Genomic DNA, 16872 nt, shown 5'->3' on the forward strand with positions numbered 1-16872 from the left:
TTTCCTCCGATTTACTCTTTTTCTTCTACTTCAACATAAACACGAAAATATTTGCTTGTTCCTTTGTTCGCATAAGCATCCGATACTTCCAGAACATCCAATTCTTTATGCTTTTCCAAAATACGACGGAACCATTGAATATCCTTTAAAGTACCCTGTAATCTAATTTTCAGCATACATATCCTCCCAGTCTTTGTAAAAACAATACTCTGGATAACGGATTTTAATGGCTTCCCAAAAATACCGGGCATATCCGCAGCAAAACAGATCTTCTACGGTATAATACTGACACTCTTTTAACTGATCTTCCTCTGCTTCATAATCTCCGACACTTGGTGTCCCATTGCAGTAAAGATTAAATGCCATGCGGACGATCCGTAAACTTCCACTAGTCTGCCAACCTTCCTGCAGGGATTCCGTTTTTACACATCCAGTTTTAAAATTATAGATTTTATTCACATTTTCTCTTGTGTCTCTGTCGATACCCAGGCAATAAACCAGAGCCTGATGATAAACATCCTGATATCTGCATTTTTTCAGATATTCCATATAAAATTTTTCGTGTTCCTTGCTCTTGAAAGTAATTGTGCGAGAATTGCTATTCTCTGCTCTTAACGCTGTGTTTGTCATTTTCATTTTCCTCCTGAATTTTTAATATTTTGGTATAAAAAAGACACTCCATTTCTGGAATGCCCCATAAAAAATAGGGACACCCGCTTTTAACAAGTATCCCTATAATCTATCAATGATCTGATAGCTCTCTATTCATTTTCATATTCAAGATTCTTTGTGTTCCCCGTACCGAGGTCTAAGGCAACAACTACGGTTACTCTCTGCACAAGTATCTTTTCCTTGTGATTTTCACCGATTTTGTTGAAACTGAAAAACTCTACAAAGTGCGTAAATTCAAGGATTTCTAGGTATCTTTCCTTTGTAGTCCCACCACAGTCTCCACATGCACAGTCTGAGGGAATTGGTCAACTCCACACACTTTCTTTAACTCATATCCATTATCACACAAGAATCTCAAATCCCTTGCAAGTGTCGCACTGTCGCAACTTACATAAACCACTCGTTTGGGCTGCATCTTAAGAATTGTTTTAAGCAACATCGCATCACAGCCTTTACGTGGTGGATCAACAACGATCACATCCGCATAAACACCATTTTTCTCATATTCTCTCGGCAGAACTTCCTCTGCTTTTCCAACAAAAAATTCCACATTCTCGATATGATTGATCTGTGCATTTCTCTTTGCGTCTTCAATTGCTGCCGGAACAATCTCCACACCACGGACAAACTTTGCCTTCTGCGCAAGGAACAGAGAAATCGTCCCAATTCCACAATACAGATCCCATACCGTTTCTTCACCATGAAGATCCGCATATTCCAGTGCTTTGGAATACAACTTCCAGGTCTGCTGTGGATTTACCTGGAAAAATGAAAGCGGTGAAATCTCATAGGAAATATCGCCAATTTTATCTGTGATATATTCTTTTCCCCAAATAGTCTTGACCTTGTCACCAAGGATCACATTACTTCGCTTTTTATTCATATTCAGAGAAATACTGGTCATTCCTGGAATCTCACAAAGTTTCTCAACCAGTTCCCTCTGATGTGGAAGATCCTGTCCATTGATAATCAGACAAACCATCAGTTCGCCGGTAAAAAATCCATAACGGACAAAAATATGCCGCACCAGCCCCTTACCGGTTACCTCGTCATATGGCGCGATATTATATTTTTCCATATGTGCTATCACACGGTCAAGTACATCTTTATTCTCTGGGATTCCAAGCGCACAGTCACGGTTTTCAATAATAGCGTGTGTACGTCCAGCATAAAAACCAGTGACAATTTTTCCTTCTTTATTTCTGCCTACCGGAAACTGAGCCTTATTACGATAATGATAAGGTTCATCCATTCCAATCAATGGTTCCATCGGAAGATTTGTGAACCCACCAATACGTTCCAGATGACCTCTTAATTTTTTCTCTTTAAACACTTTCTGTTCTTCGTATGAGACTGCCTGAAGCTGACATCCGCCACATTGACGGGCAGACGGGCACACCGGCTCCACGCGATATGGTGAAGCATTGAGAATCTCCATCAGGCGTCCATAACCATAATTTTTCTTAGCCTTCATAATTTTGGCTGTAACAGTATCTCCAATGACTGCGTCCTTTACAAAAACAGTGAAGCCATCAGCTTTGCCAATGCCTTCACCATCTGTTCCGCAATCCACTATTTCTAACGTAACAATATCATTTTTACGAAATTCCATAAGGATTAAACGTCTCCTGTTCTTCTCAGATTAGATTCAAAAAGTCTGTTGTATCCAAGCCACTCTTTCTTACCTTTGTCCGCCGCAAAGATTTCCGTAAGTGTTTCCATACGTGCATCTGTATTATCTGCAAGGTTCAGAGCTACTGCCTCTGCAAGTGCCGGCTTCTTTGGAGAACCATATTCCAGTTCACCGTGATGAGCCAGGATACAATGAACCAGCTGATTTTCAAGAGTTACCGGAAAATCTGGAATTTCTTTAGCCAGGTCATGGATCATCTGAGCACCAATGATAATATGTCCAAGAAGCTGTCCTTCATCAGTATAATCATTCAGTGGAAAAGAAGAGAGTTCTTTTGTCTTTCCGACATCATGAAGCAGAGATGCTGTAATAAGCAGATCTCTTTTCAGAAGGGGATAAGCAGCTGCCATGTAATCACAAAGCTTGGTAACACTCAAGGTATGCTCCATCAAACCGCCGATAAAACCATGATGGACTGTCTTTGCTGCAGAATGCTCCTGAAATGATTTCAAAAATTCTTTATCTTCTACAAAAAGCTTGTTCAAAAGTGCTGACAGATATTCGTTCTTAACGCTTTTGATCATTGCAAGTAGCTGTCCGTACATATCATCTGTACTGTTTTCACTGACCGGAAGATAGTCTGCCGGATCGTACTCACCTTCCTGTGCTTTTCGAACTCTCTTAATGTTCAACTGCATAGCTCCTGCAAAAGTTGTCACATCTCCGACTACATCGATATAATCCAATGCATCAAAATCATCGATTCCCAATGAATTCGGATCCCAGATTTTGCCATCCAACACCCCTGTTTTGTCCTGTAAAATCAGATTCTCATATGGCTTTCCATTCTTTGTCATTGCCGACTGTTTCTGTTTGCAAAGGTAAATTCCGTTAAGACGGTCTCCCTCATGTAATTCGTTAATAAAACGCATATACTGTTTCTCTTTTCTTTCTATTTTTCTTTGATCAATACATTTAATTCTACATTTACATATGTACCATAGGGATTCTTACGATATACTTCAAGCTTGACTCTTGAGCCTTTGACCAGACTCTGAAGAATCGCCGAATACCTATTCATGGAACTGATTTCTTTTCCGTTCAATGCATGAACAATATCTGCATTCTGTACTCCTGCCGTCATAGCCGGTGAATCTTCTTCCACCGCATCTACATATACGCCTCGTGGAATGTCCAGATTTTCAGACTGATATTTTGAAATCGTTGTTCCCTGAATTCCAATATAGCAGATATCCTCACCATTTGCCATACCTTCCAGAAGTGGACGCAGCTGTGCTGCTTCAACAGCTCGAATCACGCTGCTGTTTTCATTTTCCTGACTGCAGATGATTCCTACAACTTCACCGGACATATTCAGAAGAATTCCTCCTCCGTCCTCACTTCCTACCATATTTGTTGTAAGCATTCCATATTCTTCATCCGCAATTTTCATGCTGCCCGTTACAGAAGTAACCATACCACTGACCAGTGAGTCATAATCCCCAGTTGGACTACCGATTGCAATAACATCATCCATTTGCTCCATGTTATCTTCCGTGGCAAGTACAGCCTCAGAAATCTCATCTTTTGTAGAATCGTTTAACTCTGTGAATGGAACGCGGAACACATAAAAGCCTGTCCGGACATCTTTCTTACACAGCTGTGCATCTGCCATATCTCCATTTGAAAATGTCACCTGAAAATTTCCTGCATCATTCATTCTGTCGGAATATGTCATGATGTAAAAAGCTTCCGTATTTTTTAGGAAAACAAAACCTTCTTCTTCTCCGTATTTCAAGAACGAATCATCCAGTAGATCTGAATCTGTACCGAGTGCTGCTATTCGCACAAGTGCTCTGCGCGGTGTCTCAGATACTTTTCTCACCTGTTCAGCCCATGTACCCGACTTTTCATCCTCTGCATCTATCTCTGTTGAAGGTTTAGTATTTGCCAGTGCTGTTGAAGCGTTTTCATCCTCTGCTTCATCCACACGTGAAGCAGCTGTAACAGATGGCACCAATGTAACATCGGTATACTGTTCCGAATGTTTTCTCAAAGACGGTGCTACTTCTGGCAAAATCAGTGCTACAGTGCCTGCCGCACAGCCACCAAAAATCACTCCACATACTGCTGCTGTCAGGAACTTATGCAGCAACATTTTCCTGTCCGCTGGACGCTCTTTTATTGTTTCCTTTATAAAAGGGTAATTCTCCGAAGATGGCTCTTTGTCATTTCGTTTTACCATAAGAATTCTCCTATAAATTCCAACCTGATAATTCGGGTTATATTTTAGCAAAATTTTATGAAGTTTTTATGAACAATTCTTTTCCATTTTTCGTCATGTTTTATCAAGTGCATTTTTCCTTGTATTTACGGGATTTTCTGGACTTTTCATTCGTCTTTTCGTTCCGTCTTTGTTCATCACGTTCCTTTTAAATGTCACAAAAATTGTCACAATGAAAAAAGCTATTGCCTGGTAAAGACAACAGCTTTCTGATTCTATCCCATTTTCACGACTTTTGCAGCCTCCGGATCTACTTCCAGCCTTCCATCTTTTCCTTTTTTATAGCCATATCTGGCATTTACCGGAAGGCGTGTACCATTTCTCGTTCTTGTCTGCAATGCTGATGAAATTTTCTTAATAGAATAAAACTCTTTTTTCTACAAATATTTTTATATTATATCATCCACACATGAAATCAAATACATAGCACTGTAAAATCAAAGTAAATATTTCGATCAACAGAACCTTTTATGACAACATCTCTTTCACACAAATACTTCGATAATCACTCGGTGATATTTTATATCTTTCTTTAAATACTCGGTTAAATGTTCTCTGACTTTCAAATCCACTATCCAGACAAATGTTTGTAATAGAATCACTCGTATTTTCCAAACGCTGGCATGCATAGTTCAGCCTTGCATCGTTAAGATATTGATTAAAGTTTCTATGGAATGTTTTGGAAAAGAGTCTGGATAAAACATATTTGCTCACCCCCAGGTCTTTTGCCATCTCTTCCAACGAAAACTTCTTCTTGAAATTTGCTGATATATAGGAAACTGTCTGGTAAATAAGATCATTGCTCCCCACACTACTCTTTTCTACCAAATTTAATTTTCCTATGCAGCGTGCCAACACAATTTGAAGATATGCCTGTGCAACAGTAATATCCGACTGTTCTGTCTCTAAAATTGCATTTATAACCCTATATACCTCCGGTTCAACCTTTTCCGCTTTGATGATTGGGTATTCAGGAGCCATGGATTGCATGATATCTGCAAATTTGGCTATCGTAAATGGCGATGCAATCAGATAAGTCGCTTTATTTACACCGGGTGTCAGTACCTGATAGTGATGAATAACATCTGGAAATACAAAGCCTATATCTCCTTTTTCCATATGGTATAGCTCCTGTCCGACACCAAGTTCTAATAATCCACTTGTTACACAAACGATCTCCAGTGCATTATGAAGATGTGGTTCAATATGTTTTGACTTTCTATTTATTGCTATAATCTCCTCTTTTGTGTCAACATATTTTAACTGCATGAAATACTCCCCTTTGCAACATTTGTCTATATCTTCTTTCGATTTGGCAAGCAATCCTTTTACACCTATCTTATAATCAACTTGTAAATAAGGAAAGGAGGAATTGCAAATGAGCAACCTAAAAAAATATCTGAATGACCTTTTAGTATTCTACATTGAATATTTTGAGCATCCTTACCATGTATAAATACTAAAAGGACTATTTTGTGAAAACTGAATATTTTCTTAAGGCCATTTCACAAAAATGAAGTGGTCCTTTTTTATTTTCAAAATACAGTTCTATCACTTTATATATAGAAAAAAGCACTGTCTCATCGAGCAACGACCAGACAACGCTTTCTCCTGTCAATTCTAATTTATGTCTAATGCATCTGTTACTTCATCTGCAGCAATTCCTTTTTCTGCTCTCAGTTTTTTATTTGCATCTTCTACATTCATTCTTGAAAGTACAAACATAATCAATACATCAAAGATTAACGGAAGCCAAAGATACATGAACTGCATCATATCAAGTGCAGACTGTGGCTGAGTTGCATTTGTTCCGACATATCCACTGAACTCAAGCATCCATCCAACAACAGCGGTTCCAATACCTCCACCGATTTTTACACCAAGAGAAGTACAAGAGTACATCGTTCCGTCAATTCTCTTTCCCTGCGTAAGATAAGTGTATTCAGAGCAAGATGCGATAACTGCATTCATATCTCCCTGCCATGGTCCCTGACCTAAGGCTGCAAGAGCTGTAAATGCCATCATCAGCGGAACACTGCCCATATATCCGGCAACAACAACAAGTGCTCTACCGATGACTGCTAAGACGTAACCTCTTAAGTTCAGTTTATACATACCTTTCCACTTACCAACTAATGTCGGTGTGAAAATCAGGGCAATGATCAGTGGAATATTTACTGCCCATGCAAATTGTCCAAACAAATTCTTATTTTTCAGTACCCATGTCATGTAATAAATGCCAGCTCCAATCATGGCACCATATAACTGCTGTAAAATATATGTTCCACAAATCATCATGTAATATTTGTTTTTAACAAGAAGCTTGAATGCCTGTACCATTCCGTACTTTTCATTATCATTCTTTACTTCTCCTTCATTAAGTTCTTCCTCCGGAAGTTCCTTAACAGAAAGTGCTGAAATCGTATTTACGACCAGACCAATGATTGCATAGATAATAGCAACCGTTCTCCATGCCGCAGCATCTCCACCACATTTATCTACAAATCCAACTGTAATCGCCTGAATCAGAAGACTTGTTGAAAACGCAAAAATAAAACGGTAAGATCCCATCTGCACACGCTCTTTGCTGTTCTTTGTAATCAGTGACGTAAGTGCTGAGTAAGCAATATTGTTTGCTGTATAAAACACACCATTTAACAGTGTATAAGAGATAAAGAACCATGCGTATTTAGCCGTTGTTCCAAAGCTGACTGGTATTGCAAAGCAGCAGACCAGCGTAATGGCACAACCAATGTATCCGTATAGCATCCATGGCTTCGCTTTTCCCATTTTACTGTGTGTTTTGTCAATCATTGATCCAAAAAATATATCCGTAAAACCATCAAATAGTTTTGATACGGCAATCAGGGTACCTACGACACCTGCAGCAAGTCCTACTGAGTCCGTCAGATAGACCATCATGAAAGATGTCAGGAAGGCATAGACTACATTACCTGCAATATCACCTGATCCATATCCAATTTTGTTATACCATTTCAAATACTTTTTTTCTTCCATCGAATTTCTTTACTCCTCATCTTCATCGCACTTAGAATCTCAATATGTCTAATCGTATGATGTCTAATTCTAATTTTTTCTCTGTTTTTGTCTGATTGCTCTGTATATCCGGACTTTACATTACAATCAGACTCTCTTTCCTTGTTTACGAGTTACATGAAACTTTATTATCCCTTTACATACGGTATCAGCGTAAACTGGAACCGGAATAATACATCATCAAATCGGTACTGATCCAATACAACTGGACCACAACTATTAGAACCAATGCCATTTAATGCGTAGTCAACGCAAAATACTACACTATCTGATTCTGTCAGTTCATAATTATGCGTTTTCTTCTCAAGTTCTTCCTGCGTATAATAAGAAGCATTGAATGAAAAGGCATTTTCCGCAGATACCACAATTCCATATCGGCTGTTGTTAAGCTCTACATATTCACAATCATAATGGCTTCCATTTTCCTGTGGACGGATATAGTCCTCATGTAAATCCCCTACATCTGCCCGGTACAAACCGTGGCTCGCAGCCTGATGTTTATCACAATAACTTTCCTGTGGTCCCATTCCAAAGTATCTTACAGCTGAAAGTTTTTTATCCAGGAACATCCTCACACCAAATCTCGGAAGATCCGGGAATTCATCGTCTTTTGTTACTGCAATATCTGCATCAATCTTTCCAGCAGCTTCTATTTTCCATGTAATCGTCACATCAAGAATCTTCTGTACTGTCTCTGCCACAACGGAAGCATGGCTTGTAATCTTCACACCATGTTTTCCCTGCACAACCTCTGTCGTATAGGCTCTTGTGTAAGCCTTATCATAGTGGGCTTTCTTCCATTCAGACTTGATGTACATATCATTATCTGTTGGTGCCCTCCAGATATTTAATTCCATCGGGTGGTTCAGATATTCCCGACCTGCAAATTTCATCTCTGTAAAGAGTGCAGTACGTTTGTCTATGGTATAAGCAAATTCACGCCCCTTGATATGGATCTGTGTATCATTTTCATTTACCTGTAACTCAGAGTCCACTGCTGTTTTTTGTAGCCATTTCTCAGCAAGTTTACATTTTGCACCGTCTTTGCTTACCTCAATTTCATCGAATCCAAGAATATGGTCTTCATCCAACAGTGGCAATTCCTTTTTCAGATGGTAAATAAATTTTAAATAACATTTTCCACTCTCTGGCACATTGATTTTAAGGTTTATTTTTCCTTCACTGTGTGGTGCTGCTGAAACTTCTGGAAGTTTACCTTTGCAGATTACAAGCCCGTCCTGCGTCAGTTCATAACTGATCTTCACATAATCTTTCAAGTCATCAAAATCCATGTAGTTATGAAGCACCAGTTCTCCGCTTTCTTTGTCATAGGAAATAACCCTTGCCGGGCGATAAACATTCTTGTATTCCAAAAGTCCTGTATGTACTGTTCTGTCCGGATATACTAATCCATCCATACAGAAGTTGCCATCATGAATTTCTTCGCCATGGTCGCCCCCATAAGCATATATAGTCTTTCCATTCTCAGCAGTTCCATGAGCAATCGCATGGTCACACCATTCCCATACAAAGCCGCCGCACATTTTATCATTATCCTGAATCATCTGGAAGTAATCTTCAAAATCTCCAGGTCCGTTTCCCATACTGTGGCAGTACTCTACCAAAAGGAAGGGTTTGCTTCCATCTTTATCCAGATATTCCTGAATTTCGGAAAGCGCCGGATACATCCGGCTGTACACATCCAGATTGCTGTAATCATATGTTTCATCATAATTACGGTATCTTGCACTCTCATATTGTGTGATGCGTTCTGGATCAAAATTCTTCGTCCATTCCAGTGCTTTTTCAAAGTTGCAGCCATAAGCACTCTCATTTCCCATTGACCACATAACAATACAGAAACGGTTTTTGTCACGTTCCACCATGAGTTTTACACGATCAACGATTGCCTCTTCCCATGCCGGATCATCTGCAATCATCTCATTCCATCGTTTGAATCGATTGTAATCGGTGTCTTCTTTTCTGTAGATCATACATGGACCATGAGCTTCAATATCTGCTTCATCTATCACCATGAATCCATACTTGTCACACATTTCATAGAAAAATGGTGCGTTCGGATAGTGGCTGGAACGGATTGCATTAAAATTATGCTGCTTCATTAACATAAGATCGGTTGTAAGCTGTTCCAGACTGATTGTAAATCCAGTAACCGGATCGGAATCATGTCGATTGACACCACGGAATTTAATCTTCTGTCCATTTAGGTAAATGACCTGGTCTTTAATCTCTATCTTTCTTAATGCAATGTGATCTACAATTACTTCATTCTCTGTTTCAAGAATCAGTTTATATAGATATGGATTTTCTGTATTCCAAAGTTCCGGACTTGCAATATCTAATACAGCTGTTCCTTCTTCAGCAATACTTCCTAGTGCTACAACTGCTCCGTTTCTATCTTCAATCGAAATTTTTACATTTAAGGGAGAGTAGAATTTCATTTCAATTTCTACTTTCGCAAGCATATCCTCAATTCTTGTTTTAATATGATAATCACTGATTGCCTGTTTTGGGCGTTTCAAAATGTACACATCCCGGAAAATACCACTCATACGGAATTTGTCCTGATCTTCCAAATAGGAACCATCACACCATTTCATTACCAACACTGCCACCGTATTCGTTCCATCCTGAAGTACATCGGTAACATCAAACTCACTGGTCATATGTGAAACCTGGCTGTATCCTATGTAAGAGCCATTGATCCATACATAAAAGCAGCTGTCTACTCCTTCAAAGTTCAAAAAAGCTTTTGATGCTTTCTCATCTCTACTGTACTCAAAATTATGTACATAAGCTCCACACGGAATATCCTGTGGCACATATGGTGGATCAAACGGAAACGGATACCGGATGTTTGTATACTGGTGTGTATCATATCCTGCCATCTGCCATACACTTGGAACCTGAATCTCATCAAAATTTTCTGTATCATAATTCTTCTCAAAGAAAGAATCCTGAATGTCATAGATGCTGTTAAAATACTGGAATTTCCAAGTTCCATTCAATAACTGCATACGATCTGATTCTTCTCTGTGTTCCACCAAGTTATCCATTCTTTTGGATGTCGGAATATAATAGGCTCTGGCTGGCATTGTATTTTCGTGCAGTACGCTTAGATTTTCATAATAACGTGGCACTATCATAAATAACTCTCCTCCAATACATATACTTTTTTGTTCTTTGTTTCCCTAAAGCAAACCTTATACTTTACTTTTTTGTTTACGTTCCTTATTTATGCTATATATAGCTTATCCTAATCCGCAAAATATGTCTATGAATTGGATTAGACAAAATATGCACTAAATGATACAATGATAAAAAGTGCGAAAAGAGGTGCTGTCCTATGTATTTGAACACCGGTTATTTGAACCACTCACATATGGATTTCAAAGACAAAAGTCGTCCGCTGATTGTAGGTAGCTGTGGTACTTACCGTCTTTCCAGACATCCCAAACTTCCTACCTACCGTCCAAGGGGTCGTCTGGATTATCAGATTATATATATCACTGCTGGTTGTGGGCATTTTCATTTTGATAATGTAAATAACGAAACGATTGTTCCAGCCGGCAACATTGTACTGTACAGACCGAAAGAACTTCAGAAATATGAATATTACGGAGAAGATAAGACAGAAGTATACTGGATTCACTTCACAGGAAGCAATGTGAAAAATATCTTACGTCAATATGGGTTTCCGGATAAAGAACGTGTCTTTCAAGTGGGTACATCTAATGAATATGAACAAATTTTCAAACGTATCATTATCGAGCTCCAACGCTGTCAAGATAATTATGAGGAAATGCTTGTCCTTTTGCTACGTCATCTTCTGATTAGTTTCCACCGGGAACTGACAAGAGAGCACATATTAAAAAATGAATATCTTGATCATGAGATGGATAATGCTGTTACCTTTTTCAGTGAAAACTACAATCAAAATATCAATATTGATGATTATGCTGCCTCACGAGGCATGAGTGTCAGCTGGTTTATCCGAAATTTCAAAAAATATACCGGTTCTACACCAATGCAATTCATTGTGGGAATCCGCATCAACAATGCTCAGATGTTACTTGAAACAACAACTTATTCCATCAATGAGATTTCTAAGATTGTCGGATATGATAACCAACTTTATTTCAGCCGGCTTTTTCACAAGCTGAAAGGATATTCGCCGAGAGAATACCGAAAGCTGAGAAACAAATTCTGAAATCCACAAAGAGGATACCACCGAATTATCAAAACAATGATTTGTAATATCCTCTTCTCACTTTTGCTATTCTTATTTTACAAACTCAGCCGAATAATAATACATGTCTGACAAGTCCAGGAGAATCATTATATCTATATCAGAATCTGCCTTATAATCTCCTCTTGCATAGGATCCATATAAAATTACTGTCTTTAAATGACTTCCATATATCTTCCGTAATATTTCGGTATACTGATCTAACAGCATCTTTATCGTTACCGGCATTTGTCACAACAATGTCACAAAACCCTCATTCCCCGCTCACTGCCTATTCCCGCAAGCCCTGTAAATACAATACTTAGGGGAAATCATACCCGGATTTTATGAAGTTTTTATGAACAAAATTTCACATTTTTCTTTTCATTCCTGTCAAAATCATGTAGAATAGAGACTGGTGAATTAAACCAATTTAAGCAACGAGGAGTTATTATGAATCAAAAAGCATTAAATGCATTGGAATATCCAAAAATCATAGAAAAACTTACAGAAAAAGCGTCTTCTTATATGGGAAAACAGCTCTGTAAAAACCTGGAACCATCTACAGATCTGGAAACGATTCGCCTGATGCAGGTACAGACAAAAGATGCTTTAACAAGACTATTCCAAAAAGGATCCATTTCTTTTGGAAATGTCAAAGATATCCGTGGTTCTCTGAAACGTCTGGAAATCGGCAGTGCTCTTAGTATTCAGGAAATTCTGGCAGTCTGCGGACTTCTTGAAAACACTTCCAGAGTCAAAACTTACTCTCGTAAAGAACGTAACGATCTTCCTGGTGACTCTCTGGACAGCATGTTTGATGGACTTTCTCCACTCACACCTTTGTCCACAGAAATCCGCAGATGCATTCTCTCCGAGGAGGAAATCAGCGATGATGCAAGCCCTGCTCTCCGCCAGATCCGCAAAAACATGAAGATCACCAACGATCGTATCCATACACAGCTTGCAGGGCTGGTAAACGGCAGTGCCCGCACCTATCTACAGGACTCTGTCATCACTATGCGAAATGGCAGATATTGCATTCCTGTCAAAGCCGAATACAAAGGGCAGGTTCCCGGTATGATCCACGATCAGTCTTCTACCGGCTCTACACTTTTTATCGAACCAATGTCCGTAGTCAAGTTAAACAATGACATGCGCGAACTGGAACTTCAGGAGCAGAAAGAAATCGAAGTGATTCTGGCTGATCTCAGCCAACAGATTGCTACTGAACAGGAAGCAATTTCACTCAATCTTGAACTGATGGTTCAGTTGGACTTTATTTTTGCAAGAGCAACGCTTGCGATGGAAATGAATGCAAGCGAACCTGTCTTTAATGATGAAGGACGCATCAACCTCAAAAAAGCACGTCATCCCCTGATCAACAAGAAAAAAGTCGTTCCAATCGATATCCGTCTGGGTGATGAATTTGATCTGCTTGTTATCACCGGTCCAAACACCGGCGGCAAGACTGTTTCCCTGAAGACAGTCGGTCTGCTCACTCTCATGGGACAATCCGGTCTTCACATTCCAACTCTGGACCGCAGTGAACTTGCTCTCTTCCACGAAGTTTATGCTGATATCGGTGATGAGCAGAGTATTGAACAGTCATTAAGTACCTTTTCTTCCCACATGACAAATATCGTCTCTTTTCTTGGAAAAGCAGACCGTCATTCCCTGGTTCTGTTTGACGAGCTCTGCTCCGGAACTGACCCGACGGAGGGTGCTGCACTGGCCATCTCGATTCTCTCTTATCTGCATGAACGCGGAATCCGCACCATGGCAACTACTCATTACAGTGAACTGAAAGTTTTTGCCCTTTCCGCTTCCGGTATCGAAAATGCCTGCTGCGAATTTGATGTAGAAACATTGAGTCCGACTTATCGCCTGCTGATCGGTATTCCTGGAAAAAGTAATGCATTTGCAATTTCTTCCAAACTCGGAATCCCTGAATCCATCATTGAAAAGGCACGCGAACAGATCAATGAACAAGATGAATCTTTTGAAGACGTACTGACCTCGCTGGAAGAAAGTCGTATCACAATTGAGAACGAGCGCACAGAGATTGCACAGTACAAATTGGAAATTGAAACGCTTAAGAAACAGCTGGAAAACAAACAGGAAAAACTGGATGTTCAGAAAGAACGTATCATCCGTCAGGCAAACGAAGAGGCACATAAAGTTCTTCAGGATGCTAAGGATTACGCTGACCAGACTATGAAGCTTTTCCATAAATTCCATAATGAATATGTAGACACCGCCGCTGTTGAACGTGAACGTCAGCAGCTTCGCCAACGTCTCAACAAAGCAGAACAGAAAATGGCTCAGCCAACCCCCAAAAAGAAACCAAAGAAAGTGCTCACAGCAAAAGATATCCACCTAGGCGATACTGTCCGTGTTCTCAGCATGAATCTCAAAGGTACAGTAAGTACCCGCCCGGATTCTAAAGGTTATCTGTTTGTTCAGATGGGAATCATTCGTTCCAAAGTCCATATTTCTGATCTGGAGCTGATTGATGAACCAGTGATCACCACTCCGTCTCTTTCCAAGACCGGGGCCGGAAAAATCCGTATGTCCAAATCAGCCAGTGTCTCTACGGAAATTAATCTTCTTGGAAAAACAGTCGATGAAGCAGTTGCAGAACTGGACAAATACCTGGATGATGCTTATATTGCGCATCTAAAAACTGTACGAATCGTTCACGGCAAGGGAACCGGTGCACTCCGCAAAGGCATTCACAATTACCTGAAGCGCCAGAAACATGTAGCCTCTTATCGTCTCGGCGAATTCGGCGAGGGTGATGCAGGTGTAACAATTGTAGAATTCAAAAAATAAGTGAAAGGCGAATACCATGGTAACAAAACAGAAAATCTTAATCGTAGATGACGACAACAACATTGCTGAACTGATTTCTTTATATCTTACAAAAGAATGTTTTGAAACCAGAATTGTAAATGACGGTGAACAGGCTCTGAAAGACTTTGCTTCTTTTCAGCCAGATCTGATCCTCCTGGATCTGATGCTTCCTGGCATTGACGGCTATCAGGTCTGCCGAGAGATCCGTCACACATCTGATGTGCCGATCATCATGCTTTCTGCCAAAGGCGAAACCTTCGATAAAGTACTTGGTCTTGAACTGGGGGCAGATGACTATATTATCAAACCGTTTGATACCAAAGAACTGGTTGCCCGTGTGCGTGCAGTCCTGCGTCGATTCAAAGTACGTCAGCCTGCTGGCAATCCGGATGAAAAATGTGTCAGCTTTCCAGATCTGACAATCAATCTGACAAATTACTCTGTCACATATATGGGAAAACAAATTGATATGCCGCCAAAAGAACTGGAGCTTCTCTATTTTCTGGCCGCATCTCCAAACCAGGTATTTACCCGCGAACAATTACTGGATCATATATGGGGATATGAATATATCGGTGACACTCGTACCGTAGATGTCCACATTAAAAGACTGCGCGAAAAAATTAAAGACCATCCTCAGTGGAGCCTCTCTACTGTATGGGGTATCGGATACAAGTTTGAGGTCAAAAACAAATGAAAAAGAAACTGACAACGGTGTTTTTTACCGCATATATACTGCTTGGTGTCCTTGGTTTTTTGCTGGTAACATATGTCGGTTCTCACCTGTTAGAAAATCGCCTGGAAAAATCCATAAGTGCAGATATGTACCAGACAGCTCACCGCATTGCAGAAAATAATCTGGTCAGTCACAACATCACTTCTTCTAATATGGAGGAGATTCGGAACAATCTTTCCCTTGCTGCAAACTATCCTGATACGATCATCTGGATCATCAACAGCAACGGACAGATCATCCTCAGTACACGCAAAGATATCTCACCGGATAATCCAATTAACTTAGAAGGCTTCAACCCAGCCTCCTGGGACAGCAATTACTATCAGATTGGTGATTTCTACGGATATTTTCCCGAGACACATCTCAGCACGATTGCACCAATCACCGAGAATATGACAACGCGGGGATACGTTGCCATTCATTATCTGATGAGTGACTTGTATCAGAACCGCAGCACTCTGCTCTGGATCATTCAGATTTTGTATATTCTCACTTATCTCGGTGTAGCTTTACTGTTTTTCTTGTATATCCGCTGTATACGCAGGCCATTTCAGGAAATCACAAAGGGAGCTTCAGAATTTGCAAACGGAAATCTCTCCTACCAGATTCCTGTCGATTCAGAAAATGAGCTGGGATATCTTGCCAAGAATCTGAATTATATGGCTGATAAACTAAATCGTAACGGTGAATACCAACGACAGTTTATTTCCAATATTTCACATGATTTCCGTTCACCGCTTACTTCGATCAAAGGTTACGTGGAAGCGATGATCGACGGAACAATTCCAGTGGAAATGCAGGAAAAATATTTAAAGATTATTTCATACGAAGCAGAACGTCTGGAAAAACTTACCCGCGGACTTCTGACTCTGAATGAACTGGATATCCAGAAACGTATGCTTCATATCCAGCCCTTTGATATCAACAGTGTGATCAAAGCGACAGCTACATCCTTTGAAGGCTCCTGTACCAGTCGCAATATTCTTCTGGAACTGATTTTATCCGGAAAGGAACTGATGGCACAGGCAGATATGGAACAGATCCAACAGGTGCTGTATAACCTTTTGAGCAACGCGATCAAATTCAGCCCGGACAATTCCACGATTACACTTGAGACTACCGAAAAAAACGGCAAGATCTTTGTTTCTGTCAAAGATCATGGCATTGGAATTCCAAAGGCAAGTCTCCAGAAAATCTGGGAACGATTTTATAAGATTGACCGATCCCGAGGCAAGGATCAAAAAGGAACCGGCCTTGGTCTGGCAATCGTCAAAGAGATTCTTCATGCACATGGACAACACATCAATGTGATCAGTACAGAGGGTGTTGGAACAGAATTTATTTTTACATTGGAAAAGGCAAAGTAGAGAATTCATCCACTTTGC

At 39.9% G+C, this 16872-nt stretch carries 13 protein-coding genes and 1 pseudogene; 4 read left to right on the forward strand and 10 right to left on the reverse strand.

Annotated features, from left to right (window positions below; translation table 11 throughout):
- Window positions 1–11 precede the first annotated feature (11 nt).
- The 9 genes from LI112_RS07680 to LI112_RS07715 form a co-directional block, all read right to left on the reverse strand.
- Window positions 12–176 carry a hypothetical protein gene (locus LI112_RS07680; protein WP_002594292.1) on the reverse strand — a complete coding sequence of 55 codons (165 nt, stop codon included), beginning with the start codon at window positions 174–176 and terminating at the stop codon, window positions 12–14.
- Complete coding sequence (locus tag LI112_RS07685) at window positions 163–630, reverse strand: DUF6075 family protein (RefSeq protein WP_002594293.1); 468 nt, start codon at window positions 628–630, stop codon at window positions 163–165. The genes LI112_RS07680 and LI112_RS07685 overlap by 14 nt, the downstream gene beginning before the upstream one ends.
- A 286-nt stretch (window positions 631–916) precedes the next feature.
- On the reverse strand, window positions 917–2284 hold the full coding sequence (gene rlmD / locus LI112_RS07690) for a 23S rRNA (uracil(1939)-C(5))-methyltransferase RlmD (RefSeq protein WP_227190482.1): 1368 nt from the start codon (window positions 2282–2284) through the stop codon (window positions 917–919).
- Between the two features lie 5 nt (window positions 2285–2289).
- Entirely contained in the window at window positions 2290–3237 is a 948-nt protein-coding gene (locus LI112_RS07695; protein ID WP_055056663.1) for a 3'-5' exoribonuclease YhaM family protein, read from the reverse strand.
- 20 nt (window positions 3238–3257) lie between these two features.
- Window positions 3258–4550, reverse strand: a complete 1293-nt coding sequence (locus tag LI112_RS07700; RefSeq protein WP_138344483.1) for a S1C family serine protease — start codon at window positions 4548–4550, stop codon at window positions 3258–3260.
- Between the two features lie 254 nt (window positions 4551–4804).
- On the reverse strand, window positions 4805–4927 hold the full coding sequence (locus LI112_RS18160; protein ID WP_255646912.1) for a hypothetical protein: 123 nt from the start codon (window positions 4925–4927) through the stop codon (window positions 4805–4807).
- Between the two features lie 130 nt (window positions 4928–5057).
- Window positions 5058–5858, reverse strand: coding sequence for an AraC family transcriptional regulator (locus LI112_RS07705; RefSeq protein ID WP_138344482.1), 801 nt, complete (start codon window positions 5856–5858; stop codon window positions 5058–5060).
- 351 nt (window positions 5859–6209) lie between these two features.
- Window positions 6210–7607: an MFS transporter gene (locus LI112_RS07710; RefSeq protein ID WP_118393364.1), complete on the reverse strand. Its 1398-nt coding sequence runs from the start codon at window positions 7605–7607 to the stop codon at window positions 6210–6212.
- Between the two features lie 167 nt (window positions 7608–7774).
- Window positions 7775–10813 (reverse strand): glycoside hydrolase family 2 TIM barrel-domain containing protein, encoded by a 3039-nt coding sequence (locus LI112_RS07715; RefSeq protein WP_227190484.1) that lies wholly within the window; start codon window positions 10811–10813, stop codon window positions 7775–7777.
- Between the two features lie 200 nt (window positions 10814–11013).
- On the opposite strand from LI112_RS07715, the gene LI112_RS07720 reads away from it, so the two are divergent.
- Entirely contained in the window at window positions 11014–11877 is an 864-nt protein-coding gene (locus tag LI112_RS07720; protein WP_015559873.1) for an AraC family transcriptional regulator, read from the forward strand.
- A gap of 102 nt (window positions 11878–11979) precedes the next feature.
- Here the strand turns inward: LI112_RS07720 and LI112_RS18500 are convergent.
- A pseudogene (locus tag LI112_RS18500) lies at window positions 11980–12144 on the reverse strand (nucleotidyltransferase domain-containing protein); the annotation flags it as partial.
- Window positions 12145–12348: 204 nt separating this feature from the next.
- Here LI112_RS18500 and LI112_RS07730 point away from each other — a divergent pair.
- Genes LI112_RS07730 through LI112_RS07740 form a run of 3 tightly spaced genes read left to right on the forward strand, consistent with a single transcriptional unit; the run spans window position 12349 to window position 16854 of the window.
- Window positions 12349–14730 carry an endonuclease MutS2 gene (locus tag LI112_RS07730; protein WP_227190485.1) on the forward strand — a complete coding sequence of 794 codons (2382 nt, stop codon included), beginning with the start codon at window positions 12349–12351 and terminating at the stop codon, window positions 14728–14730.
- A 16-nt stretch (window positions 14731–14746) separates the two neighbouring features.
- The gene (locus LI112_RS07735) at window positions 14747–15448 is read left to right on the forward strand and encodes a response regulator transcription factor (RefSeq protein WP_005427317.1); all 702 of its coding nucleotides are present in this window, start codon (window positions 14747–14749) and stop codon (window positions 15446–15448) included.
- Window positions 15445–16854, forward strand: a complete 1410-nt coding sequence (locus tag LI112_RS07740; protein ID WP_227190486.1) for a cell wall metabolism sensor histidine kinase WalK — start codon at window positions 15445–15447, stop codon at window positions 16852–16854. Before LI112_RS07735 ends, LI112_RS07740 begins: the two co-directional genes overlap by 4 nt.
- The last annotated feature ends 18 nt before the right edge of the window (window positions 16855–16872 follow it).

It is taken from the genome of Blautia sp. 210820-DFI.6.14 (genome assembly GCF_020558815.1).
Taxonomy (GTDB): Bacteria; Bacillota; Clostridia; order Lachnospirales; family Lachnospiraceae; genus Blautia_A; species Blautia_A obeum.